This is a genomic window from Pantoea sp. USMM079, assembly GCF_037153115.1.
GTDB classification, from domain to species: domain Bacteria; phylum Pseudomonadota; class Gammaproteobacteria; order Enterobacterales; family Enterobacteriaceae; genus Pantoea; species Pantoea communis.
Map to the genome: position 1 here is coordinate 43,844 of NZ_JBBCKX010000015.1, position 23,140 is coordinate 66,983.

A 23,140-nucleotide genomic window follows, 5' to 3' on the forward strand; every position below is an offset into this window, starting at 1 on the left:
ACGCCGTGACATGTGTCACGGCGTTCTTCATCGATGAGCAAGCTCCACGCTTTAGACAAATTTAACTATGGAAACAGTGAACTTGGTGTTATAAAAACTAAAAATAAATTTCTTTTTCACAAGGACAGTAGAATGTCATTTAAACTTCGCCATTGCGTCATTCATGATTTAATTAAAGAGTCTGGAAAGCAGGCGGTTGAGACTAAAATAAAAACTAAAGTTCTTCCAAAAAATGACATCTACGTTCAAACTTTAATTGAAGAGCTTTATGGGCTTATAGGAAAAAAGGAAAGCCAAGCAGCTCGTGGCACATTCGATTCTAATGTTGACATTTATAAAGTACCTGCAGCTTTCAATAAATATTATGAAAGCAATGCAACTAGTGAAGATTTTATTTCTTTCTCCAAAACCTGTATGAATGAGCTTTCAAAGCAAGCAAAAGACCCACACAGGATAGCAGCAAGTGGCGGAGCGATTGTGTTCTCACACTTTGAAGTAAAAGGCTCTAATTATTTTTTGGTTACAATGATAAAGCAGAAAGATGCTTTAGGTTTAAATGATGATTTAATCCCAGTCAAAACTGTTGAAATAGATTTATCTAAAATTCATCAGGCCGCCAGAATCAATTATGATAGATATTTCAATCATATAACATCTCAGGATGAAGATAAGCCTAATTACTTAGCCTTTGTAAGCCCCAAGTCAAACATTGATGCCTCTGGTTACTTTGTATCGGCTTTAGGGTGCTCGGATAGCTTGCCTCCCTCAAAAGCAACCGAATTAGCTTTAACGGGGGTAAGACAGTTTTTTGAAGCAAACGCTGATCTCAAACCCTATAAACAACCAGCTTATGAGGCGGTTTTCACTTATTTGAAAGAAAAGGCGAATGGGGAAACTGCGAGTATAAATGATATTGAACATGTCGTCCGTGGCATAATTCCTCCAAAACTTGGGAATGCTATTGATAATCTTACCGAGTTCCTGAATAGCGATGACATTGGATTGCCTAATGAATTTGGCGTTAGCCAAGCTACTCTTACAAGGCGTTCCCGCGTTAGAACTAAGTCAGATGGTTGGGAATTGGTTTTTGAAAAAAGGGTGTTGGGCACTAGAGATGGTGCGGATATTAGATATGTTAAAGCTGAGAATAAGATTATCATATCTAATCTAGATGAAGACACTAAGGCAAAAATTGAAAAAGCCTTGGAAGAGAAAAATGGTTGATTTCAATGAGTTCAAGCTTTTAGTTAAACTCTACAGGCTCATTAACAGGCCTGAGTTAGATAATAATCAGTGTACCTTTGATGGCATTCTAACGCAGGATGCGCATGTCATTTTGAATGAAATTTGGTCAAATGATAATTCATTATCAGAGTTTACATTACTTAATGGTGCTAATGAGATTAGCACTACATTTGGAGACCCTTGCCCTCAATACTCCAGCGATGTTGTTAAACTATCTATTGTGTTTCCTTCGGGTGATTTTACCTTCAAGAAAAATATTTTATCTTATCTTCAAGGTAATAATCATTTGAATAAATCTGAACCCTCCTATAATGTCTATTTGTCGGATGAGGATTATGATTTCTCTGAATCAGATGAAAACGTTACCGGAAATCTAAAGTCTGCTTTAGGATTAGCTAAAATAATCAATGGGTTAAAGTTATTAAGCTCTTACTATTACGATGATAAGATATCTGGATGTCTGAATTTAGTTTTCATTGACTCAAATCCAGAGATAAAAGACACAAGTGCTCCAATAGTGATCACACCAAAGATAACTAGTGATCACTTGGAAAAGCAACTTGATAGTGTCGATATTATTGATAATATTATGTCGTCCGATATCGATAGGCTACATAAAGAAGAAAAATCATCCTTGTTTAGAGTTTCAATTCTCGAGCTTTTGAACATTGAAAGATCTGGTGGCAATCCATTTGATAAAATCGTAAACAATTGGGATGTTTTATTAAGTATTTACAGAGGGAACTTTGAAGCTTATCTGACTAAATTCTCTTTTTTAAAGCAAAAGAAGGCTGCATCTGAAAATTATATTGAATTATCATCAAAAATATCGTCCTGTCTATCTGGAATATCAGGTAAGTTATTTGGCCTTCCTGTATCGCTAGCTGTCCCTTTGGCTATATTCAAATCGAAGGATTCTTTTGAATCACTACTTCTCTTGTTAGGGGTTTATGCTGCGTCACTGTTGATTTTTATAACCACGCAAGAGCAAAGAAAAATAATAAATGCAATCAGCTCCTCTATTGATAGTACGTTTAGTTACTCTGAGGCAAATAACGGAAGCGATCTCTTTAATTTAATAAACAGTCAAAAAGAAAAGCTTAAGTCACAAGCCAAAAAGCTTAAGTTCTGGATGGTCATTTTTTCCTTTATCGCTTGGGTTCCAAGCTTGATATCAACAAAAATTTACTTCAATAAATTCATTGATTACGCGACCATTGAAAATACATTAAAATATTTATGGTCACTTATTTAGATAACCATAGTGACATAAATATACTAAGTAGTTTTTAATTTAACCTTTCACACTTTCACTTTATCGTTCATTTAAATCACGTTAATCATTACTCTTCCTTTATTTCCACCTCATAACTTTATGTTCATTTGGGAGAAGCAATGAGACGATTTTTTTTGATTTTAATTACTGTACTACTTTTACCTTTGAAGTTTGTCATTGGGGCTGAAAGTGACAATTCAGATTTTACTAAAGGCACTGTAAAATTTTCGGAAGAAAATGTAGGCAACCTTTGGGGAATTGGCAAACAAGATTATCAGCGCTTTGAAGAGCTTAAGAGTGGTAAAAGAGGAACACTGTCTCCAAATTTAGATCCATTAAGCACATTGGGCATAGAAGCCCGCAGCGACGCCGAGCGCCGCCACTACGCCGAACTCTGGGTAAAACAGGAGTACGAGCGCACCGAAAAAGAGCTTAAATTCCAGCGCGAAGTTGATGCTGCCTGGAAACGCATGATGCCCAACATGCTACCTGTGAATATGGGCAACGCCGCTGGTATCGCGCATGACTCAGGCGGTCGTCTCGCGCTGTTCGTGCGCGAAGCAGATTGCCAGCGCTGCGATGCCAGACTCTCCGCCGTTCTCGCCGATAAACGCCCCGTTGATATCTACCTTGTCGATAGCGAAGGCAGCGATCAGAAACTCCGCAACTGGGCACAACAGCACCGCATTCCCGCCGAACAAGTACGCGAACGCCGCATCACCCTTAATCACGATGCAGGCCGCTGGATGCGCTACGGCAACGGCATCATGCCGGTTCTTCTCCAGCAGGGGGAAAGCGGATGGCATATCGCAGCGTTCTAACCGCCGCGCTGATGCTGAGTGCCGCTAGCTCTCTTGCATCAACCAGCATGCAAAGCGTGCCGTCGGGTTATCAGAAAGTAGCTCTGCAACATGGTATTCCAGCTGAATCGCTTTACTCGCTGGCGCTGGCTGAATCATCGCGCAAGCTACCACAAGGTACGCGCCCGTGGCCCTGGACAATCAATGTCGCAGGCAAAGGCTACCGCTATGAAAGTAGGCAAGCGGCCTGGCAAGCGCTACAGCAGTTCATGAAAAACCATCCATTGAAGCGAATCGATGTCGGCATCGCGCAGGTCAATCTTGGCTGGAATGGCCATCACTTCAGCTCAACGTGGGATGCGTTTGACCCGTATATCAACCTGAACGCGGCTGCACGCATTCTTCGCGAATGCTGGGAGCGTAGCCCCGGCAGTTGGTTGAAAGCGGCTGGCTGCTATCACCATCCGGCTGGCGGTAAACCTGCAGCGCGCTATCAGCAGATTGTCAGCCAAAAGTTGGCTTCGCTAGCGCCTATTCAACCTCGTCCAATCGCAACACAGGCACCCGCTAATCTCGCGAGCAACCAAATACCTTCAACCGAAATCATCTGGACAGAACCCCGGAGGCAGCAATGAACAAATTGATGCTGGCTGGCGCGATCGCCGCATTGCCATTTCTCTCACATGCGGAACTCAACGTTATCGCAGATCTCGGCGGTCAATCAGCAGCGACGTTCTATGAAGGCATTAACGCTGAACCTCAGCCGCAGCAGCAGTCAATCCAACCTGATTACAGTGAAGGTTCAGTGTTGCCAGTGGCAACACCTGAACTCACTCCCGGCATCATTGAGCCACGCGTGCTGAAACTGCCGGGAATTGGTGCGCTGTTTCTGGTTGGTGATGATGAGCAATCGCAGGAATGGCTATCGCGAAACGCTGGACTGCTCAAGCGACGTGGTGCGGTTGGGATGGTGGTGAACGTCAGCAGCTCGTCATCATTGCAGCAATTGCGCCAGATTGCGCCCAATCTCCAGCTGGCTCCGGTATCAGGTAGCGATCTGGCGCGCCGCCTCAAGCTGGAACATTACCCGGTGCTGATCACCGAGCATTCAGTGAGCCAGCAGGTTTCAGCCGAGTGATGGGATTCGTCGGATTGCATGGAATCCCCCACGCAGCGCTGATGCTCCTCCCTCTGTTCTTCGTCCTTTTTCTGGCTCTGCTGCGCGCTTACTGGTGCTGGCGTAATCTGCATCACACCACGCTCAGCATGCCTGAATCCAGCCAAAAGTGAGTCACTGCTATGAGCGATCGCTATGTCATTGAAGCACTACTGCGTCCCGCAGTTGAGTTCAACACCACGCTGGTAGCCGCCACCGCCAGCTATGTTTGTGTTGCAGCGCCCTGGGCTGTCGCGCTGTCGCCTTCGGTGAGTTATGTCACCGCTACGGGCTTTGCGGTGCTGGCCGTCGTACGCGCCCGTCAGGGGTGTCAGGTGATCAGGTATCGCAGAAATCTACGCCGATTGCCGCGCTATGTGATGACCAGCCGCCAGGTTCCAGTAAGCAATCACCGGCTGTTTTTGGGTAAAGGTTTTCTTTGGCAGCAAAAACACACTCAGCGCCTACTCGATACGCGTCGGCCAGAAGTCGAAAAGTACGTGCAGCCAGCGAAGGTCTATCAGATCGCGCGCAGGCTTGAACGTGCGTGCGAGCATTCTCTGCCCTGGCTGTCATCGATGATTTCGGCTGATACGCCGATGAACCCGGTTCGCCCGCTGCCACCGGTTGGTGGCAATCCGGCGCTGCACGGCATTGAACCGAATGAGCGCGATGTATCAATGGATCTACGAGAGCGCGTTGGGCATACGTTAGTCGTTGGCACCACGCGCGTGGGCAAAACACGGCTGGAGGAGTTGCTGGTTACGCAGGATATTCGGCGCGGCAATATCACCATCGTCTTCGATCCCAAAGGCGATGCCGATTTGCTAAAACGCATGTGGGCTGAAGCGCACCGCGCCGGTCGTCAGGATGACTTCCACGTTTTCCATCTTGGCTGGCCAGAGATCTCGGCTCGTTACAACGCGGTTGGCCGCTTCGGGCGCGTGTCGGAAGTGGCTTCGCGCATTGCTGGTCAATTAGGCGCTGAAGGTAACAGCGCCGCGTTTCGCGAGTTTGCCTGGCGATTCGTGAATATCGTAACGCGCGCGCTGGTTGCGCTTGGCCAGCGCCCCGATTACTCGCTTATCCTTCGCTACGTCACCAACATAGGCGAGCTCTATCAGCGCTACGTGGAACATCTGGTTGATAAGCATTTGCCGGAGCTGCGCAGCAAAATTGAGAATGGCAGCAATGTGCTTAAGGAAAAAGATCTGCCGCGCAATATGCAGGGGCAGTCAAACGCCACGCGCATTTGGGCAATGGAGCTGGCGCTAAGTTCTGAAGCCGGTAAAAAGCTCTACGATCCCATTCTGGAAGGTCTTCGCTCAGCTGTACGTTACGACCGAACCTACTTCGATAAAATCGTCGCCTCATTGCTGCCGCTGTTGGAAAAACTCACCACCGGCAAAACGGCGGCGCTGCTCTCGCCTGACTATAAAGACCTCGACGATCCGCGCCCGATTTTCGACTGGCAACAGGTGATTCGCCAGCGCGGCATCGTTTATGTCGGGCTGGATGCGCTTTCTGACAGTGAAGTCGGCGCTGCCGTTGGCAACAGCATGTTTGCTGATTTGGTGAGTATCGCGGGGCATATCTACAAGCACGGCATCAATGATGGCTTACCGGAAAATGGCGACGGCAAGCTGCCGATCAGCCTGCACTGCGACGAGTTCAATGAACTGATGGGCGATGAGTTTATTCCGCTTATCAACAAAGGCGGTGGCGCGGGCATCGAAGTGACGGCGTACACCCAAACAATTTCTGACATCGAGGCGCGCATTGGTAGCAGCGCCAAAGCTGCGCAAGTCACGGGCAACTTCAATACGCTGATCATGCTGCGCGTGCGTGAGAACCGCACCGCCGAGCTGCTCACCAGCCAACTGCCTGAAGTGGATGTGTATTCCAAAACTCTGGTTTCGGGGTACACCGATATCACCAACCAAGAGCAAGGCACTGATTTCACCTCCAACACGCAGGACCGCGTGAGTATGGTGAAAACGCCGATGCTCACTCCGGCTGACATCATCAATCTGCCCAAAGGCCAGGCGTTCGCACTGCTGGAAGGCGGCCAGCTATGGAAGATTCGTATGCCACTGCCCGCTGCTGATAAAACCGATTTGATGCCGGAAAGCCTGGAGAAAATCGCTGCTGAAATGCGCCGTAATTACCGCACCAGCGAAGCATGGTGGTCTGGTGCTGCTGGCGCAGAACCGCCGGGAGGTGAATAATGCCACCACCAAACACCACTGCACCGCCCGCCCGCGTTCAGCAGCCTAAAGAGCATGGCTTTCTGTTTAATCTGCTATGGGAATGGCCGTGGAAGCTGATTGGCATGCTGCTGGCTTCGCTGTTTTTTAGCCTGGTAATGGAGTACATCGGTATTGCATTCTTCTGGCCAGAACAAGGTGCAGCGCATAGCCAGCAGGTAATGCAGATCGAGAGCGGCTATCTCTCCACTGAGTTTACGCGCAGCCTGCTACTGTCACAGCCCACGGTGACGGTCACTACCGGGGTAACACAGGTTTATCAGTGGCTGGTTGTCGATAGCGGCCTGCAGGGATGGATTGCCCAGCAAAATCAGGCAATGGAAAGCGGCGGAAATGCTGTTGCTGCCGGATTGAGTGCCGGTAGCCGCTGGCTGGCATCGGCTCTGCAAGAATATATGCTGGCGACGGTTTATGTCGCTGTGGTGACATTGATTCGTGTGACGATTCTGGTGTTATCAATACCGCTGTTTCTGATGGTGGTGTTGGTCGCTGTAGTTGATGGTCTGGGGCGGCGAGACCTACGGCGCTACGGCGCGGCATATGAATCCAGCTTTGTTTATCACCATGTCAAACGCTTCGTTAAACCCGCGTTCTATGTGCCCTGCATGGTGTATCTGTCGTGGCCATCGGCTGTGTACCCAAATCTGTTATTGCTACCTGCTGCGCTGATGTTGGGAATGGCGCTGGCGGTGTTGACCGCATCGTTCAAGAAATACCTCTAAGCTGGACGACAGCGTGCAAAGCTCGACTTTGTGCGCTGTCGTCAGCAGGCAAGCCGCATAGGCGGCGCGACAGGTAAAGTTAAATTAATGCTCCATACTGTCAATTTATAAATTAGGGCTGAAAATAAAGTAGACATCACTCATTTTCATGAATTAACATCGAAATCAATGCGGAACTCACTATCAACTATAAAGATTCACTTATAAAATAAAATGTTAACTACTGATGAACTAATTAAATCTTATGAAGGCTACTACCTTCTTGTAGGAAAAAATGGAAGTGGTAAAAGTAGCATGCTAAATTTCTTGTCAGAAGATATATATGAGCGAGGATTAGACACGATAACAGTTTCAAACACACTGTTCGATAAGTTTAAGTTACATCCTAAAAGTCAGAACTACAGTTATATTGGCAATCGTATAGGGAGATATTTCCCCCAGCAAGCAATTAAGAATAGCCTTTCTAGTAACAATGAAATTGTCATGAATAAATTTTTTAGCGTACTTGATTATTTGGGTTATGATCAGTTGTTAGGGATTAGAATAAACTTCAAAAAGAAATTCATTAACTCAACTAGGTACGGGCGCGATTCGAAAGGTAATGCATACCCAATATATTATGATTATTCTGATGAGGTAATTGATGATGAGTTGAAATTTTCCATCGACAGAGCAATTAATGAATCAGTAAGAACGCGCGGCGGTATTCTGTGGTTAGAAAGTGAAAGCAGTTCATTTAGTGAAGGTTTTTTTTCGGATTTTTACAAATTAATTCAGAGTGAAAAGCTACTTAAGAGAGCTGGTTTCATATCTGGCATTGATATTTATTTAGGCAAGAATGGAAGGCAATTTCCAGTAAATCATGCTAGTTCAGGTGAGTTGTCGTTCATTGCTTTATTACTTCATCTTGCTTTAAATTTAAGAGGCAAGTCTTATCTCTTTATCGATGAGCCAGAAAACAGCCTTCATCCTAAATGGCAGTCGGATTACTTCTCACTATTAAGGGGGGCCATAGGCTATAATGAATGTACGGTAGTAATAGCTACACACTCACCTCTTATTATTTCGTCAATGATTAGTAATAACAATGTGTCAGTATATAAAAGACTTAATTCCGACTTTGTTAAAATGCACGATAATGATGCCAATGCAGAAGAGGTATACCTTAATTATTTTGACACGCTAACACCAAAAAATAGAGCTCTTTCAAATAGGTGCGTTGATATACTTGACGATTTCACAGAGGGTAAAATCGGAAAAGAATTAGCTAAAAGCAGGATTGAATATTACAAGCACCTTACTGAAGATGAGGCACAGCAAGAATTTCTTTTCGGAGTGACAAATCTTATTGATGATATATCCTTCAACAAGAAGGAGTCATCATAATGCCCCTGGAATTTACGGATGAAGAAAAGATATTAATTACTCTTTCATTAAAAAAAGGTTATAAGTTCTGGGATGATAAAAAGCTAGACAAACTTAAAAGAAAAATAAAAAATCACCTTAGAGATATTCAACGTGAGTGCTGCTGTTACTGTTGCAGGAGTTTTGATGATGAATTCAATATGGTTTTGGATATAGAGCATATTATACCTAAATCTAAGATTGAAACAGAGATGTTTGAAATCCTTAATCTCGCAGTGTCTTGCAAAAGATGTAATATGAGAATAAAAGGCGAGAAAGTAGATTTCATTGAGGGTGGCTTTGATGAATTTAAAAGGGGCAATCAATATTACTTACCTGAAAAATATAAGTTTTTACACCCCAACTTAGATTCCTGGGATAACCATTTGGCATATAATATTAAACAGCTCAACAGAAACAAAATAGTTTACTATGACGTTCTAAATGACAGCAGCAAAGGGAAATACACTAAGGATTACTTTGAACTTGCAAAAATCCAAGTTAACACCTTTGATGAGGCCCAGGACGCTACTGAAAGGAAAGTTCCTGAAAGCCCTGCTGTTGCAAGAGCTTTCAATAGTCTTTTAAAACGTATGTTTAATTTATAGCGCCGGGGAAATTGCCAGTTTAAACATCTATGTATGTGAGGCCTGGCTTATAAATTTCTCATTGAGACGTTTTGTTTTAATGGCCAATCAACAGCAAACAGCATGCATATAATCAACCCCTTCATAGGAGGGTATTGTCATGCTTGTATTTTCAAAGAGATTAACACAAAAAATATCTGTTAGTTTATGTCTTATTTCATTATCGGCATTTGGCGCAGAATTTGACGAACTCGCCACTACCCAACGTCTACTAGACCAAGTCCAGCTCTCACTCGATCGCGCCCGCACCGTCGCCGCGCAGTCCGATCCCAATAGCCGCCGCCGTTACCTGTTCGACTACAAGAAAGCTAACGAGGACCTCAACACCATGCGTGCTGGCATTGATCGCTACACGCAGCCCTCGCGTGCGCAGCCGCTGGATTACGGCAAGGTCAGCGGCGACTACACGCGAGGCCGTCCGCTATGGCGATGACCGCCGCGCAGATCAACGCGTTTAAAACGGCATCCGGCAACATCGATATTAGCGTTCTGTATCTGGTGTCCGTTGGGCTACTACTGTGCGTGCTGTTTCTCTGGGCAGCATGGGCGGCGGTGGATGTCTGGCATGGCTGGGCAAACACCAAAGTTCGGGATGCCGCGCTTGCCCGATTTGTTATCCGTTCTGTGGCTTTATTGATCGTCTGCATCTGGATGTTCGCCAGTTAACGCAGACATTTTCGAAGTGCCTTTACCCGTCAAAGAGGAATGTTCCATGAAATCAAAGTTTGTTCGCTTGTCTCGCTTTAAAGACCGTCAGGTTATGCGTCTGGGTTCCGGATTGATTCTGGTTTGGTTGTCCTGCAAACCGGCGCTGGCCGATCTGCCTTCGGTTGAAGCGCCGGAATCCAGCGGTGGCACTGGCCTGATGGGCCAGATCAAAGGCTACGCGCAGGACTTCATTGTTTTCGCCGGTTTGCTGGTCTGTGCCGTGGCATTTATCAACGTCGCAACCAGCGCGGTGCATACGTTCGTTGAAGTGCGTAACGAGCGCGCCACCTGGACCAAGTTTGGTTCCATCGTCGCAACCGGCGTCGTGTTGTTGGTCGCGACTATCTGGCTGCTCGGTCAGTCTGCCGAAATCATTCTGTAAGGGGATAAGCATGCAGACCATCCGTTTCCTGCCCGATCGACTGAATGCCGAACCTGTCGTGTTTCGCGGTTTCACCACGCCGGAATTGGGGCTGGCGGCATTGATTGGATTAGCGGTTGGTGGCGTGGTGTGTCTGCCGTTTTTTCCACTGGTCGGCTGGGTCATCATCCCGACCGGGATGCTGCTCATGCCGCTGCTACTCATTGCGTTTGGCGGGCGCTGGATGGCCCGCCTTAAACGCGGCAAGCCTGAAAACTACATCTGGCAGCGGCTGGAGGAGAAGAAACGCCGGATGGGCTATGGCGATCGTTCTCTCATCATCAGCTCACACAGCTGGTCCTTGCGCCGTACACCTAAGGGAGCCGGAAAATGAGCCAGTTCCGCAACGCTATTCAACGCAGCGATCAGCACATCAAGTCGCTGCGCATCGCCTGCGCTTTCCTCATTCTGTTGGTGCTGATCACGTCATCTGGCTGGATGCTAGCGCCACGCAGCATGACCATTCATAACCCGCCAGACTTGCGCACCGGCAGCACGCGCCCCTGGTGGGAAGTGCCGCCGTCATCGGTTTACGCCTTTGCCTTCTATATTTTCCAGCAGCTTAATGCCTGGCCAAAAAACGGTGAGGTGGATTACCCCGCCAAAATTCGGGCGCTGTCGCCTTACCTGACGCCGGGCTGCAAAGACTTTCTGGAAAGAGATGCCACCGAGCGCACCAACCGCAACGAGCTGATTGACCGCGTGCGCGTGGTGTACGAAATCCCCGAGCGCGGCTACAGCACCAAAAGCGTCACTGTGCGCGACCGCGACAACTGGGTTGCGCGGCTGGATTTGGTAGCCGACGAGTATTTCCATACCGAGCCGGTTAAGCGCGCGATGGTGCGCTACCCGATGAAGGTCACGCGCTGGAATGGCGATCCCGAAACGAATCAGTTTGGCCTGGCGCTGGATTGCTACGACGGCATGCCGCAGCGTCTGGAGGCCGCGCCGCCTGCACCTAAGCCTGAGCATAAGGGGATGTTTTGATGAATACGCTCACCAGATTGCATGTTGCCTGCAGGCTGATGTTCGCGGTGTTGCCAGTGGCAACACTTACACCGAATCCGGTTCAGGCAGTTGAATTGATGAAGTGGGAGCGCATCCCGTTGCAGGTCACGCTCAAGGTTGGCCAGGAGCGTGTGGTATTCGTCGATAAAAACGTGCGCGTAGGCATCGCGCCAGCGCTGAAGGGTAAGCTGCGCGTGCAAAGCACCGGCGGCGCGGTGTACCTGAAAGCGAACGAAGCGTTTTCCCAGACCCGCGTCCAGCTGCAGGATGTGGAGAACGGCGAGATCATCATGCTCGATGTCACCGCAGGCGCGAAAGGCTCTGCCGAGTCGGTAAAGCTGGTTTATGAAGCTGGCGACAGCGAGGCTGAAGCCAGTCCTGAGCAAGCTGAAGTCGCCAAAGAAGAGAAGAAAGTCAGTTATTCTGCGCCGCTGCCGGTGCTGCTCACGCGTTACGCGTCGCAGCGATTGTATGCGCCGCTGCGCACGGTTGAGCCGGTTCCCGGCGTGCGTTCGCTGCCGCTACATTTACCCAGCCGTGTTACCACGCTCTATCCCGCTGAACCGTTAGAGATCCAGCCTATCGCCGCATGGGCGGTGCAAAGCCAGAACGTGGTGGCGTTTCGCGTGCGCAACATGACCAGCCGTAAAATCGTTCTCGATCCCCGCTCGCTGCAGGGCAAGTTTGTTTCCGCCACTTTCCAGCACCGTTTCCTCGGTTTAGTCGGCACGCCTGAAGACACTACCATGCTCTATCTGGTGATGGATTCGCGCCCCGAAAACGCATTGATTCCAGAAGCGAAGGTGAGCCGCAAAGCGCGAGGTAAACACCATGCAGATTAAATCGAACACGCTGGTCAAAGTGCTGGTGCCGGTCTTCCTGCTCGCGGGCGTCGCGGTGGGCATGAAAAGTTGCAGCATCAAGAATGAAACTGAGAAAACCAGCGCCACGCCAGAAAAGCCCAAAGCGCTGGCCGATCTGACGCCTGCCGAGCTCAAGGCGCTGGGCGTCGAGGGCGATACGCCGGAAGACACGCTGCGCACGCTGGTTGGCACGCTGAAAACCATTCGCGGTAAGCAGGAAACGCTCGACCGCCAGAACCTCAATCTGGTGAAAGAGAATGACCGCCTGCGCACGCGTAACCAGAACGTTGCTGGTCAGGTTAATGAGGCGGTGGCGAATTACCAAAAACTTGCCGAAGACCGCCGCCAGCAGCTGCAGCAGGAACAGCAATCCCTGACCAGCAAAGTGCAGGAGCTGAGCAACCAGTTGGCCAAGCGCATGGCGTCTGATAAGCAGGATCAGAACAACAGCGATATTCCACTGGGGCTCGGTCTGGATGATGTTGCCAGTGGCAACACTAATGATGGCGTGATGTGGGTTTCACCCAGCGATCAGCGCAGCAGCGGCACGGGCGCGGGTTCAGCTCCCGCCGATGGCAAAGCGGCAATCGGTGGATTCCCGACATCGTTCCTCGGCGATAACGCGCTGAGTAAGAGCAAAAGCAACTACGAGCAAAAGGTGAAAGGCTACTCCAACAGCCAGAAAGAAGAGGAAAGCACTGAGCCGGTTTATACGCTGCCGGAAAACTCCACGCTGATTGGCAGCAAAGGCATGACCGCACTGCTGGGCCGCGTGCCGATTAATGGCACCGTCACCGATCCTTATCCGTTCAAAGTGCTGATTGGCCGCGACAACCTCACTGCCAACGGCATCGAGCTGCCCGATGTGGAAGGCGCGATTGTTTCCGGCACCGCGTCAGGCGACTGGACGCTTTCCTGCGTACGTGGCCAGGTGAATTCCATCACCTTCGTCTTCAGTGATGGCCGGGTTCGCACGCTGCCGCGCCCGGATAACAACGGTAAGAGCAACGGCCAGGATGGTAGCAAGAAGCAGGATGGCGGCATCGGCTGGATCTCGGATGAGGCCGGTATTCCCTGCATCAGCGGCACGCGTAAATCCAACGCATCAACTTACCTGCCAACGCTCTTCGCACTTTCCGGCGCTGCCGCTGCCGGTGAAGCGCTCAACGAAAATCAGCGTACCGGGCAAACCAACGCTTACGGCGGCGTGACCTCTACGCTCACCGGTGATGCCGGACAGGCCGCGATGGGCAAAGCGATTGCCGGTGGCGTCGGTGATGTTTCCGAATGGGTGAAACAGCGTTATGGGCAGACGTTCGACGCGGTGTATGTACCGCCCGGCGCGAATCTGGCCGTTCACATCACGCAGCAGCTGGCGATCGATTACGAAGATAAAGGCCGCAAAGTGCGTTACGACTTCAGCGTGCCGGGTAATGCCGCGCGCATCGGACTGGACTAAGGGGATTGCGAATGAACAGAGCATTTATGCCGGTCGTGTTCGCCACGCTGGTTTCAGTTCTTTCAGGCTGCAGCACGTCGAAAGATGAAATGCTGCCAGCGGGCGACAGCAACATGCTGGAGCTGTGGCAAGGCAAAGGCGCGAGCGGTTCGGCTCAGCGTGGTGCGCAGGGACGTGAAGCGCTGCGCCGCCCGCTGAGTGAAACGGAAGATCAGCGTGCCGACAAACTCGACCATTCATACAGCCGCACGCAGGAAAGTGAGATCACGCAACAATTCCCGCGCCTGCCGAATCCCGACATGGTGATGTACGTGTTTCCGCATCTTGCCGGTGGCAACTCGCCGGTTCCCGGCTACAGCACGGTGTTTCCGTTTTACAGCCAGGTGCAGTACGCCTTGCCGGGTGAGCGCACGGAGGATCTGTAATGATGTTTTCCCTGTTTAAAAAGCCCGCTTCAGAAGCCAGCAACCTCCCTGAAAGCAGTCAGCCGCAGCCACTGCCGCGCCCCGGCAAAATGACGGTGCAGGATGAAGCCGCGCTGTATCACGCCAAACCTTCCATCATTGATTACCTGCCTTGGGCCGAGTATCTGCCGGAAGATAAATGCCTGCTGCTTGATGATGGCGTTTCGGTCGGCGCGGTTTATACCATCACGCCGATTTCATCCGAGGGGCGCACCGCCGCGCGCCTGGAGGAAATCCGCGATCAGGTGGAAGATGCGCTGCAGGACAGCCTGGAAGAAGACGATATCTCGCCGTGGGTGGTGCAGTTCTTTTGTCAGGATGAAGACGATCCCTCGCCCTATCTGAACACGGTCAAAGAGTACGTAAAACCCTGGGCGCGCGGCACTGAATTCACCAACGCCTGGCTGAGTGAAACCGAGCGCCATTTGCGGGACATCGCCATTCCAACCGGCTTGTTCCGCGACACGCTGGTCACTGGTCAGCCGTGGCGCGGGCAGCAGCGCCGCACGCGCATGGTGATTTATCGCTGGGTGCCTGGTGCTGCCAAAGGTGTGAAAGATGTTCACGCGCTGCCACCTGTAACCATGCTTAATCAGGTTTGCGACCGGCTGGCGGCATCACTCGGTGCGTCTGGCGTTGCCTGCCAGCGCCAAACCGGCGCACAGATTCATGAATGGCTGCTGCGCCTGTTCAATCCCGATCCGCAGCATGGTTTGAGCAAAGAAGCGTTTTACGCCGCCGCGAAACATCATGATGCGCAAGCTGACGAGCTGCCGATGACCAACGATTTTGCCGAAACGCTGTGGTACACGCCGCCGCGTTCGGATGTGGAGAACGGCATGTGGTGGTTCGACGGTAAGCCGCATCGCGCCATTGCCATTGAGCGTCTGCGCCGCCCGCCTGAACCCGGCATGCTGACCGGCGAAATGGCGCGCGGCGAGCACATTAACGCGCTAATGGATCTGCTGCCTGAAGGCACAGTGGTTTCACTGACCATCGTTTCCCAGCCGCAGGACGTGCTGGAAAGCGACTTCATCAAGCTGGCCAAAAACGCCGTGGGTGAAAACACCGAATCCGGGCGCGTGCGCGAGGATGTGCGCGAAGTGAAAGAGTATCTTGGCCGCCGTCACAAGCTTTATCGCGGCGCGCTGACTTTCATGCTGCGCGGCAACGATCTGGCAGACCTCAACCGACGCCAGCAAAACATGTCGGCGGTTCTGCTGACCGCTGGCTTGCAGCCGGTTCGACCGGAATATAACGTATCGCCGCTGAACACCTGGCTGCGCGCACTGCCGATGTGCTTCAATCCTCAGAAAGATCGCCGCCACTGGTACACGCGCCTGACGTGGGTGCAGCATCTGGCTGGTTTGCTGCCGGTGACTGGCCGCGCCACCGGCAGCGGTCATCCCGGCTTCAGCTTCTTCAATCGCGGCGGTGAACCGCTGACCTTCGACCCGATGAATAAACAGGACCGCACGCAGAATGCGCATATGCTGCTGTTCGGACCAACCGGTGCGGGCAAGTCTGCCACGCTCTGTGCGACGCTTTCCCAGCTGATGGCCATTCATCGCCCACGTCTGTTTATTGCTGAAGCCGGTAACTCGTTTGGCCTGTATGCAGACTATTGCGAAAGCCTTGGCCTGACGGTGAATAAAATCAGCATTCGTCCCGGCTGCGGTGTCAGCCTGGCGCTGTTCGCCGACGCGCATCAGTTGCTCGACCTCAAACCGGAGCAGCTGCAGCTCAACGAAGCTGATATCCCTGACGCCGATGAAGACGATGGCGATGAACAGCGCGACATTCTCGGCGAGATGGAAATCGCCGCGCGCATGATGATCACCGGTGGCGAAAAGCGCGAAGAGGAACGGTTAACACGCTCTGACCGTGGCCTGATCCGTGAAGCCATTATGATGGCGGCGCAGACTAGCTACGACGAATCGCGCCAGATGATTGCTGAAGATCTGCAGACCGCGCTGTTTGCCATCGCGCGTGATAACAGCGTGGACAGCAGCGGCCAGCCTTTGCTGACCGAACGCCGTCGCGCGCGTGCCGATGAGATGGCCGGTGCGATGTCGATGTTTACCAGCGGCTTCGAAGGTGAGCTGTTTAACCGCCCCGGCACGCCGTGGCCGGAGGCTGATGTCACGCTTATCGATTTGGGTACGCTGGCGCGCGAGAACTATGGCGCGCAGATGGCGCTGGCGATGGTTTCCCTGGTGAACACCATTAACAACATCGCTGAGCGCGATCAGTATCTCGACCGCGAAATCGTCTTTGCCATTGATGAAGCACACATCACCACCACCAATCCGCTGCTGTCGCCGTACATGACCAAAGTGGTCAAAATGTGGCGTAAGCTCGGTGCCTGGCTGTGGATGGCGACGCAGAATCTGGCGGATTACCCGGACATCGCCGAGAAGATGCTGAACATGGCCGAATGGTGGCTGTGCCTGACGATGCCGCCTGATGAAGTGGAGCAAATCGCGCGTTTCAAGAAGCTGAGCGATGAGCAAAAATCGGTGCTGCTTTCCGCCAGTAAGCTGCCGCGCTGTTACACCGAAGGTGTTGTGCTGTCTAAGAAAACTGAAGCACTTTTTCGGGCCGTGCCGCCCAGCCTGTACCTCGCTCTTGGCATGACCGAGAAAGAGGAAAAAGCCGAACGCCGCAAGCTGATGAGACAACATAACTGTAGCGAACTGGAAGCTGCAGTGATCGTTGCCCGCCAGCTCGATGCGGCGCGCGGCCTCAAGTCAGCCGCCGCTTAAACCGGGAGCTTTATGCTGGAACTCAAATATCCCATTCCCCGCATTACCACCACGATTTCCCTCAAGGCGGCGCGCACGCTATTCACGCTGATGCCGCAGGGCGAACCGGAAATTCTCGCCAGCGATCTGGCGCTGCTCGACAGATTGTGTGATGAAATCCGTTCGCGCGTGAATCCGCCCGTAAAAATCACCAGCCATCCGCAGCGCGTCGGCAGCCATTCCTGCCTCGCGCTGCACTTCAAAGGTAAGCTATGCAGCTCGATTGATCTGCTGATTACAGTGAATAGCCATCTGAGCTGGCCAACAGAAGATGACTATCACCACCCGCGCTGGTACATGACCATTGTTGACGCCGCCGATCTGCTGTATCTCCAGCTTTATCTGGCGCATAAACTTTCAGCAAAGCACACGAAATGACGCCTGTTTCGGAGCACTCTCGCTTGTGAAGTCGTGCCAGAATTTGCATAGTCTGCACCGTCCCCGACCCAAAGGTTACACCTACCTGGCGTAGTTGTTCTGCACCCCTTCGGGCCGGGGACATTTAATTCCCTTCATCCGACACAGAGTTGTTTGCTGTACTCGACTCACATCCGGCGCACCGTTATGGCTTCTCTCACTTTGTGGAGTAAGTCTGATGAAGTCGCTGATCCCACTCTTGTTCCTTTGCTCAATATCTCCCGGTTTTGCCGCCATCACCGTGTTCACCACGGCTGGCCATCCGGCCATTAATGCTGATGCCGATACGCGCATAGTGTTTCTCGATGCGCCCGATCGGCAACAGAATGCAATGTTTGGCCAGCTCAGCAGTGAACCCGCAGCTGCTGCGCAGGATGCCAAAAGCGGCCTGCAGCGCATGAGCGCGGATCAACAGCAGCAGTTGGTGGAAGCCTGGCGCGGCGTTATCGCGGCGTGGAAGTTGGGAATTGAAAAATACCCGGCGGTGGTCTTCGATGATGTGGACGTGGTGTATGGCACAACCGATGTGGACCTGGCGAAAAACATCCGGGCACAAGGTGGCCACCCATGACGCGCGCGAAGCTGGCCACTACCGCGCTGCTGTTTGCCGCGATGCAACCGGCAGCCGAATCCGCGATCACCAGCGCGCAGATCATCGCCAGCGCGGTGTCGCCGTCCTGCATCAGTTGGCGAGTCAGCGGCATCTGTTACTGGCTGTTCTGCACACCGTGGGGCTGCAAGGTGCGCACATCGGTTAAAGTGACGCACTTTATCCCGGAAGCAGTGGTTTCAACGTATGCCCAACCCGGCGCGAATCCCTGGAAGGAAATGGCGTTCGTCAGTCAGACGGCTGGCGGGCTTGAAAACGGTATGTACGGCGTGCAAGCCGGTGGCGGCAATGAGGAGCTGAAAGCGCCGGGTAAACGTAAAACCAATCTGCACTTCAAATACGCTGACGCAATTGGCCATCCGGCTACTTCGCTGATTGGCGGCAGCATCTCCGGCTACTCCTGCGAGAGCGCAGCGACGCCACTGAATCCTTATTTACTCAGTACACTCGATACGCTGGCGTGGCGCAGCGGCATACCTGAATCGCTTTACCCGGAAGCACTGGTGCCAGGCATGCGCGAAATCGGCAGCCAGGCAACGGCCAATATGTGGAGCAACGTCTATCCGCGATCGGGCTTTGTTACGCAGACCGATGACGACAAAGCCGCCGCCGTGGTGGCGCAGCGCGTAGCCGACATCATCACCCGCACCGGCCAGCCGCACGTCTATCAAACCCTCAAAGGAAATCCTTCTCCCGGCTACTGGCCGCCCGGGCCGGTTGAGGAAAATACCGGATTCAAAAACCACAAATGGCAGAGGTTGTCTCCGCAGCTCAGCGAAAACTGCGCCGTATTCCCGGATGGCAACTTCACTGCAGCCGTTGATGGAAATCAAGCCTTCGCGCTCTGGCAGCCTTACAGCTGTTGTAAACGACGCGGCCAGACCTTCCTTTACAGCACCGATTTTGGAGGTGAATCATGATCGCGCGCATCTGGTTTACGGCGTCTGCGTTGCTGATCGCAACCAGCGCCCAGGCGTTTGACGTTTCACTGCCGCAGGTTCAGGACAGCAGCATGGGTTATGGCAAGAGTGCCAGCGGCGCGGTTTCGGACAAGTTGTTTTATACCCTCGGCGGCGGCTCGGTGATATCGCAACCGGCGACGCGCAGCAACATGCGCAAGCTGGGGCTGGACGTTGGCTGGAGTTCAGATCTGCAGTGCGGCAACTTCGACCTGAAAACCACTGTCGGCAATCAGCTCAATGGGATGACCAACGGCTTCAAAAACCTGATGGGCGATGTGGTTCAGGGTGCAACCGGCGCAGTGGCCAGTTTGCCCGCGATGGTGATCCAGCGCGCTAATCCCGGCCTGTATGAAATGCTCACCAACGGTGTGCTGCAGGCCAATGTGGCATTCGACAAAGCTCAGCTCAATTGCCAGAACATGGCGAAGCGCATGGTGGATTTCTCCGACTCCAGCAAGTGGACGCAGCAGGCCGCGATGGATGAGTACAAAAAGCTGGTAAACAGCGGCGATGCGGATGCGATACGCGTGAACGATGCCGGTGAAAAAGTGACGGGAGAATCAGGCAGCAACTGGGTTGGCGGTGAAAAACGCGGTGGTCGCGGCCAGCGCGCGATCCGTCCGACTCATGACCTGTCTGCCGCTGGCTACAACATGATGAATAATCTGCCGGTCAACAGCACCGGCAGCGTCAGCGGCGACAGCTGCACGGGTGGCAGCTGCGGTAAGTTCTCCAGCTCCGAAGAAGCAGCGGCTGCAGTGGTAAAAGTGCTGGGCGATCGCTCGATTCGCACCTGCAAAGATGCCGCGCAATGCACCGATGGCGATATCGATCAGCAACCTGGCGCCAGCGTCGCCGGAACCGGCTTTTCACCGATGCTGGAAGAAGCCACGCGCATCAATGGCGAGCAACTGGTGAAGCTGGTTAATGGTGCGGAAAAACCCAACGCCGAGAACCTGGCGAAATTGCGCACCGGCAGTCTGGCGATCACCAGCGGTGTGATCAAAGCGCTACAGCGCGACCCGGACAATGCGGCGCTGGTTGGCCGTCTGGCGGGTGAACTGGCAATGGCTGACACTGTTGAAACTGCGCTGCTGATGCGCCGCATGATCGTGACCGGCCAATCGGAGCCGAATGCAGCCGCAATGCCTGAAGCGCTGCAGGAAGGCGATCGCCGCGTGGAGTCGCTCGATCGGGAAATCAATGCGCTCAAGAATGAAATGGAGCTGAAGCGCGAACTGGCGCGTAACTCCGTGCTGACCATCATTGACCGCGAAAACAATCGCGCCACAACGAATCCGCAGCGCCAGCCGCATGAGAACACTGATTCGCGCTTCAATCAGCTTTCCGCGCCATCCGGGGAGGAGTGAGATGCGTAAATTCCTGAAGGTTCTCGCGTGCATGGTGTCGTTCACTGCGATTTTCTGCGTAGTGATTGCGACGGTAATGTCAGCCAGCGAGTCACCGGATGCACCGGCACAGTTGATGCGCTGGTTTGAGAAAACATGGGTGCTCTGGCTGACGTGGCGGCTGATTATCTATGCGGTGACGGCTTACTTCACCTTCCAGTGCTGGCAGCGCAAGAAATCAGATCCCGTGTGGCGGCGCGCCATTCTGCGCATTGGCGGCATTGGCGCGCTCTATATCGCCATTATGGAATGGGTGCTTTATGCCTCAACGGGAGGCCACTGATGACGACGAATAGCTATCTGGAATTTTTCCTCACCCTGCTGGGTTGGATCATCAACAACGGCATCTGGAATCTGCTGATCGCCACCGGTCTGTTCGCGCTGCCTTTGGTGTTCAAAGTGGTGGGGATCTGGCTCAAGGTGCGCGAAGAAGGCGATGACGAAGGCAATAAAGGCAAGCTTTCATTGCCGCGCATCGAGAACGCGCTCTACAGCGCGTTTTTTGTGATGCTGATTTGCTGCCTGCCGATCATCAACGTCAGCCTAGACAGCATTCAATACGATGAATCCCGCTCCAAGAGCTGCGGCACCTGGACGCCCAAAGCGCCAGATAAAAGCGGTTATTCGACGATCATCAGCAGCATGGACGGGCAAACGGCAGCAGCGCCAATTTGGTGGGTGCTGATGCACAAGCTGTCCAAAGGCATCACTCAGGCAGCTGTGGCCACCATTCCCTGCCGCCCGGATTTACGTCAGCTGCGCTTTGAAGTTCAGCACACCCGCATCAGTAATCCGGCGCTCGCCGCCGAACTGCAGGACTTCACTAACGATTGCTATGCACTGGCGCTCTACCTATGGAAGCAACAGGATCAGGGGCAAACGAAAGAAGAAGACGAGCTACGCGATGTTGAGTGGTTGGGTAGCAGTACATTTTTGAACGGCAGCGGCTATTACGATCAGCTGCAGTCGAAGACGCCACGCGCGTCATTCCCCTGGAACGAGAGCCGCGACAGCGGCAGACCGGACACCGGGCGCGGCGGCTATCCAACCTGCCGCGAATGGTGGTCCAGCGCTGACACCGGATTGGAGGCGCGTGTAGTCGATCAGGCGTCACCTGGCATGTGGCTGCGCATGTCAGCTGCATTGAAAATGATGGGCAAGGACAACACCGAATACAAAGAGAGCATTGTTCGCCGCCTTGTGAGCCCGGAGAGTTTGACCGTTTCGCAGAATGGCCGCACCTATGCCGGTTATGGCGGCAATGCTGATTTCACGTTGGATAACTCCGCCAGCCGCATTGGTGGTATTGCGGGAATGTCATTAGGCAGCTTAGCTGCGTTTCCGGCATTCGATGCGATGCGCCAGGCATTACCGATGGTTCAGGCTTTATTATTGATGGCCATTTACGTGATGCTTCCATTGATATTGGCGTTCGGTAGTTATGAATTTAAAACTGTTATTACCGTCAGCTTTGTGGTGTTCGCGCTTAATTTCCTGACATTCTGGTGGGAACTGGCGCGCTGGCTGGATAGCTGGCTGATGGAAGCCCTTTATAGTTCTGATACGCATAGCCGCTGGAATGCGGCTGGCTTCCAGAATAGCTCTGATGATTTGATTATGAACTTTGTTATGGGGGCGATGTTTATTGTGTTGCCTGCGTTGTGGATGGCTGCATTTTCATGGGCAGGAATAAGAATTGGTGAAATAGCACGGATGGCAAGTGATGGTGCATCAAGTGTTAAAAATGCAGCTGGTAGTGCTGGTGAAACAATTAGCTCTAAAATCTCAAAGTAAATTATGAGCCAGTTGAACCATCAGATCCATTAGAGCCATTGGAACCGTAATTGTGGTCATTTTCTTGTTTTTCTGCACCCTCTTTATTTGTAGAAGAAGGAAATACGTTTACTCCGCAGATTGCGGTTCCAATTGCTATTGAGATAGCCATAGCGAAAACACTACCTGAGATAATGCTCAAAGCTAAAAGTATTAGTAAAAATAGAAGCACTGTTTTTGCCAAATTAAACCGAACATTCAGCCTGCGGCTGACAGTCATCGATAGTGAACTTAAAGCAGCCGAAGACTTTCCAAATATCACATGAATGAAATTATGTTGTGACTTCCTGTTGTTGTTCATCACTTCCCCCATATGAAAATTCACCCTTTCGGTACAAATCTGCTGCCCATTGCAAGGCTTGCAATTTGATTTAAGTTTGACCATTTCTGGCGATATTGCTAGTGTTTTAATCGTTGCCATAGTTGTTTACGCAACCAACAAAGCCCTCATGACCTGAAAGGGGCACCCCAGCGGCGGTCATCAGCGAAAGTTTCAGCAGCCTGTGAGAAACGCCATTTGGCGGCTGCATCCGGGATAACCGGCAAAGCTACTCAACCTTTGCAAGTAGCGGGCAAAAGCAACGTCCAAGGTTTCCACTACATCACTACGGTTCAATAAACTTCATCCCATCGATACGAGCTACAGCGCACGGCCAGTTTGCGTG

Annotated in this window: 25 protein-coding genes; 24 read left to right on the forward strand and 1 reads right to left on the reverse strand. The window is 51.9% G+C overall.

Features of this window, described 5'->3' with window-relative positions; genetic code table 11:
• Positions 1–132 precede the first annotated feature (132 nt).
• The 24 genes from WFP70_RS17965 (at position 133) to WFP70_RS18080 (ending at position 22,436) form a co-directional block, all read left to right on the forward strand.
• Complete coding sequence (locus WFP70_RS17965; RefSeq protein ID WP_058959345.1) at positions 133–1,224, forward strand: nucleoid-associated protein; 1,092 nt, start codon at positions 133–135, stop codon at positions 1,222–1,224.
• Positions 1,217–2,500, forward strand: coding sequence for a hypothetical protein (locus WFP70_RS17970; protein ID WP_058959267.1), 1,284 nt, complete (start codon positions 1,217–1,219; stop codon positions 2,498–2,500). Before WFP70_RS17965 ends, WFP70_RS17970 begins: the two co-directional genes overlap by 8 nt.
• A gap of 140 nt (positions 2,501–2,640) precedes the next feature.
• Positions 2,641–3,342 carry a TIGR03759 family integrating conjugative element protein gene (locus WFP70_RS17975; RefSeq protein ID WP_058959266.1) on the forward strand — a complete coding sequence of 234 codons (702 nt, stop codon included), beginning with the start codon at positions 2,641–2,643 and terminating at the stop codon, positions 3,340–3,342.
• On the forward strand, positions 3,321–3,956 hold the full coding sequence (locus tag WFP70_RS17980; protein WP_058959265.1) for a transglycosylase SLT domain-containing protein: 636 nt from the start codon (positions 3,321–3,323) through the stop codon (positions 3,954–3,956). Before WFP70_RS17975 ends, WFP70_RS17980 begins: the two co-directional genes overlap by 22 nt.
• Positions 3,953–4,459, forward strand: coding sequence for an integrating conjugative element protein (locus tag WFP70_RS17985; RefSeq protein WP_337023989.1), 507 nt, complete (start codon positions 3,953–3,955; stop codon positions 4,457–4,459). The genes WFP70_RS17980 and WFP70_RS17985 overlap by 4 nt, the downstream gene beginning before the upstream one ends.
• Positions 4,460–4,620: 161 nt before the next feature.
• Positions 4,621–6,705 carry a type IV conjugative transfer system coupling protein TraD gene (gene traD, locus WFP70_RS17990; protein WP_058959263.1) on the forward strand — a complete coding sequence of 695 codons (2,085 nt, stop codon included), beginning with the start codon at positions 4,621–4,623 and terminating at the stop codon, positions 6,703–6,705.
• The gene (locus WFP70_RS17995) at positions 6,705–7,466 is read left to right on the forward strand and encodes a TIGR03747 family integrating conjugative element membrane protein (protein ID WP_058959262.1); all 762 of its coding nucleotides are present in this window, start codon (positions 6,705–6,707) and stop codon (positions 7,464–7,466) included. Before traD ends, WFP70_RS17995 begins: the two co-directional genes overlap by 1 nt.
• Before the next feature lie 213 nt (positions 7,467–7,679).
• Positions 7,680–8,852 (forward strand): AAA family ATPase, encoded by a 1,173-nt coding sequence (locus tag WFP70_RS18000; protein ID WP_072226478.1) that lies wholly within the window; start codon positions 7,680–7,682, stop codon positions 8,850–8,852.
• Positions 8,852–9,478, forward strand: a complete 627-nt coding sequence (locus WFP70_RS18005; protein WP_337023990.1) for an HNH endonuclease — start codon at positions 8,852–8,854, stop codon at positions 9,476–9,478. Before WFP70_RS18000 ends, WFP70_RS18005 begins: the two co-directional genes overlap by 1 nt.
• A gap of 139 nt (positions 9,479–9,617) precedes the next feature.
• Entirely contained in the window at positions 9,618–9,950 is a 333-nt protein-coding gene (locus WFP70_RS18010; RefSeq protein WP_058959259.1) for an integrative conjugative element protein, RAQPRD family, read from the forward strand.
• A complete protein-coding gene (locus WFP70_RS18015) occupies positions 9,941–10,183 on the forward strand; it encodes a TIGR03758 family integrating conjugative element protein (RefSeq protein WP_008107119.1) in 243 nt (80 codons plus the stop codon). The genes WFP70_RS18010 and WFP70_RS18015 overlap by 10 nt, the downstream gene beginning before the upstream one ends.
• Before the next feature lie 46 nt (positions 10,184–10,229).
• Complete coding sequence (locus tag WFP70_RS18020; RefSeq protein ID WP_337023991.1) at positions 10,230–10,607, forward strand: TIGR03745 family integrating conjugative element membrane protein; 378 nt, start codon at positions 10,230–10,232, stop codon at positions 10,605–10,607.
• A gap of 10 nt (positions 10,608–10,617) precedes the next feature.
• Positions 10,618–10,980: a TIGR03750 family conjugal transfer protein gene (locus WFP70_RS18025; protein ID WP_034892368.1), complete on the forward strand. Its 363-nt coding sequence runs from the start codon at positions 10,618–10,620 to the stop codon at positions 10,978–10,980.
• The gene (locus tag WFP70_RS18030; RefSeq protein WP_058959258.1) at positions 10,977–11,633 is read left to right on the forward strand and encodes a PFL_4703 family integrating conjugative element protein; all 657 of its coding nucleotides are present in this window, start codon (positions 10,977–10,979) and stop codon (positions 11,631–11,633) included. The genes WFP70_RS18025 and WFP70_RS18030 overlap by 4 nt, the downstream gene beginning before the upstream one ends.
• A complete protein-coding gene (locus WFP70_RS18035; protein WP_058959257.1) occupies positions 11,633–12,496 on the forward strand; it encodes a TIGR03749 family integrating conjugative element protein in 864 nt (287 codons plus the stop codon). The genes WFP70_RS18030 and WFP70_RS18035 overlap by 1 nt, the downstream gene beginning before the upstream one ends.
• Positions 12,486–13,976: a TIGR03752 family integrating conjugative element protein gene (locus tag WFP70_RS18040; RefSeq protein ID WP_058959256.1), complete on the forward strand. Its 1,491-nt coding sequence runs from the start codon at positions 12,486–12,488 to the stop codon at positions 13,974–13,976. Before WFP70_RS18035 ends, WFP70_RS18040 begins: the two co-directional genes overlap by 11 nt.
• Before the next feature lie 11 nt (positions 13,977–13,987).
• Entirely contained in the window at positions 13,988–14,401 is a 414-nt protein-coding gene (locus tag WFP70_RS18045; RefSeq protein ID WP_058959255.1) for a TIGR03751 family conjugal transfer lipoprotein, read from the forward strand.
• Positions 14,401–17,205 carry a conjugative transfer ATPase gene (locus WFP70_RS18050; protein WP_374754029.1) on the forward strand — a complete coding sequence of 935 codons (2,805 nt, stop codon included), beginning with the start codon at positions 14,401–14,403 and terminating at the stop codon, positions 17,203–17,205. The genes WFP70_RS18045 and WFP70_RS18050 overlap by 1 nt, the downstream gene beginning before the upstream one ends.
• Positions 17,206–17,217: 12 nt before the next feature.
• Positions 17,218–17,622: a hypothetical protein gene (locus WFP70_RS18055; protein WP_058959254.1), complete on the forward strand. Its 405-nt coding sequence runs from the start codon at positions 17,218–17,220 to the stop codon at positions 17,620–17,622.
• A 217-nt stretch (positions 17,623–17,839) separates the two neighbouring features.
• Positions 17,840–18,232, forward strand: coding sequence for a TIGR03757 family integrating conjugative element protein (locus WFP70_RS18060; protein ID WP_058959253.1), 393 nt, complete (start codon positions 17,840–17,842; stop codon positions 18,230–18,232).
• Positions 18,229–19,191: a TIGR03756 family integrating conjugative element protein gene (locus tag WFP70_RS18065; protein ID WP_058959252.1), complete on the forward strand. Its 963-nt coding sequence runs from the start codon at positions 18,229–18,231 to the stop codon at positions 19,189–19,191. The genes WFP70_RS18060 and WFP70_RS18065 overlap by 4 nt, the downstream gene beginning before the upstream one ends.
• Positions 19,188–20,603 carry an integrating conjugative element protein gene (locus WFP70_RS18070; RefSeq protein WP_058959251.1) on the forward strand — a complete coding sequence of 472 codons (1,416 nt, stop codon included), beginning with the start codon at positions 19,188–19,190 and terminating at the stop codon, positions 20,601–20,603. The genes WFP70_RS18065 and WFP70_RS18070 overlap by 4 nt, the downstream gene beginning before the upstream one ends.
• Position 20,604: 1 nt before the next feature.
• On the forward strand, positions 20,605–20,925 hold the full coding sequence (locus tag WFP70_RS18075; protein WP_058959250.1) for a hypothetical protein: 321 nt from the start codon (positions 20,605–20,607) through the stop codon (positions 20,923–20,925).
• A complete protein-coding gene (locus tag WFP70_RS18080) occupies positions 20,925–22,436 on the forward strand; it encodes a conjugal transfer protein TraG N-terminal domain-containing protein (protein ID WP_337023999.1) in 1,512 nt (503 codons plus the stop codon). The genes WFP70_RS18075 and WFP70_RS18080 overlap by 1 nt, the downstream gene beginning before the upstream one ends.
• A gap of 1 nt (position 22,437) precedes the next feature.
• Here WFP70_RS18080 and WFP70_RS18085 read toward each other — a convergent pair whose 3' ends face one another.
• Positions 22,438–22,896 (reverse strand): hypothetical protein, encoded by a 459-nt coding sequence (locus tag WFP70_RS18085; RefSeq protein WP_264441655.1) that lies wholly within the window; start codon positions 22,894–22,896, stop codon positions 22,438–22,440.
• Positions 22,897–23,140: the final 244 nt, after the last annotated feature.

Coding starts and splice junctions, on each gene's coding strand:
- WFP70_RS17985 (WP_337023989.1), top strand. CDS start 3,953: ATGAACAAATTGATGCTGGCTGGCGCGATCGCCGCATTGCCATTTCTC.
- WFP70_RS17965 (WP_058959345.1), top strand. CDS start 133: ATGTCATTTAAACTTCGCCATTGCGTCATTCATGATTTAATTAAAGAG.
- WFP70_RS18075 (WP_058959250.1), top strand. CDS start 20,605: ATGCGTAAATTCCTGAAGGTTCTCGCGTGCATGGTGTCGTTCACTGCG.
- WFP70_RS18015 (WP_008107119.1), top strand. CDS start 9,941: ATGGCGATGACCGCCGCGCAGATCAACGCGTTTAAAACGGCATCCGGC.
- WFP70_RS18045 (WP_058959255.1), top strand. CDS start 13,988: ATGAACAGAGCATTTATGCCGGTCGTGTTCGCCACGCTGGTTTCAGTT.
- WFP70_RS18025 (WP_034892368.1), top strand. CDS start 10,618: ATGCAGACCATCCGTTTCCTGCCCGATCGACTGAATGCCGAACCTGTC.
- WFP70_RS18030 (WP_058959258.1), top strand. CDS start 10,977: ATGAGCCAGTTCCGCAACGCTATTCAACGCAGCGATCAGCACATCAAG.
- WFP70_RS18035 (WP_058959257.1), top strand. CDS start 11,633: ATGAATACGCTCACCAGATTGCATGTTGCCTGCAGGCTGATGTTCGCG.
- WFP70_RS17970 (WP_058959267.1), top strand. CDS start 1,217: ATGGTTGATTTCAATGAGTTCAAGCTTTTAGTTAAACTCTACAGGCTC.
- WFP70_RS18065 (WP_058959252.1), top strand. CDS start 18,229: ATGACGCGCGCGAAGCTGGCCACTACCGCGCTGCTGTTTGCCGCGATG.
- WFP70_RS18060 (WP_058959253.1), top strand. CDS start 17,840: ATGAAGTCGCTGATCCCACTCTTGTTCCTTTGCTCAATATCTCCCGGT.
- WFP70_RS18005 (WP_337023990.1), top strand. CDS start 8,852: ATGCCCCTGGAATTTACGGATGAAGAAAAGATATTAATTACTCTTTCA.
- WFP70_RS17975 (WP_058959266.1), top strand. CDS start 2,641: ATGAGACGATTTTTTTTGATTTTAATTACTGTACTACTTTTACCTTTG.
- WFP70_RS18040 (WP_058959256.1), top strand. CDS start 12,486: ATGCAGATTAAATCGAACACGCTGGTCAAAGTGCTGGTGCCGGTCTTC.
- WFP70_RS18085 (WP_264441655.1), bottom strand. CDS start 22,896: ATGGCAACGATTAAAACACTAGCAATATCGCCAGAAATGGTCAAACTT.
- WFP70_RS17995 (WP_058959262.1), top strand. CDS start 6,705: ATGCCACCACCAAACACCACTGCACCGCCCGCCCGCGTTCAGCAGCCT.
- traD (WP_058959263.1), top strand. CDS start 4,621: ATGAGCGATCGCTATGTCATTGAAGCACTACTGCGTCCCGCAGTTGAG.
- WFP70_RS18070 (WP_058959251.1), top strand. CDS start 19,188: ATGATCGCGCGCATCTGGTTTACGGCGTCTGCGTTGCTGATCGCAACC.
- WFP70_RS18000 (WP_072226478.1), top strand. CDS start 7,680: ATGTTAACTACTGATGAACTAATTAAATCTTATGAAGGCTACTACCTT.
- WFP70_RS18050 (WP_374754029.1), top strand. CDS start 14,401: ATGATGTTTTCCCTGTTTAAAAAGCCCGCTTCAGAAGCCAGCAACCTC.
- WFP70_RS18055 (WP_058959254.1), top strand. CDS start 17,218: ATGCTGGAACTCAAATATCCCATTCCCCGCATTACCACCACGATTTCC.
- WFP70_RS18020 (WP_337023991.1), top strand. CDS start 10,230: ATGAAATCAAAGTTTGTTCGCTTGTCTCGCTTTAAAGACCGTCAGGTT.
- WFP70_RS18080 (WP_337023999.1), top strand. CDS start 20,925: ATGACGACGAATAGCTATCTGGAATTTTTCCTCACCCTGCTGGGTTGG.
- WFP70_RS17980 (WP_058959265.1), top strand. CDS start 3,321: ATGGCATATCGCAGCGTTCTAACCGCCGCGCTGATGCTGAGTGCCGCT.
- WFP70_RS18010 (WP_058959259.1), top strand. CDS start 9,618: ATGCTTGTATTTTCAAAGAGATTAACACAAAAAATATCTGTTAGTTTA.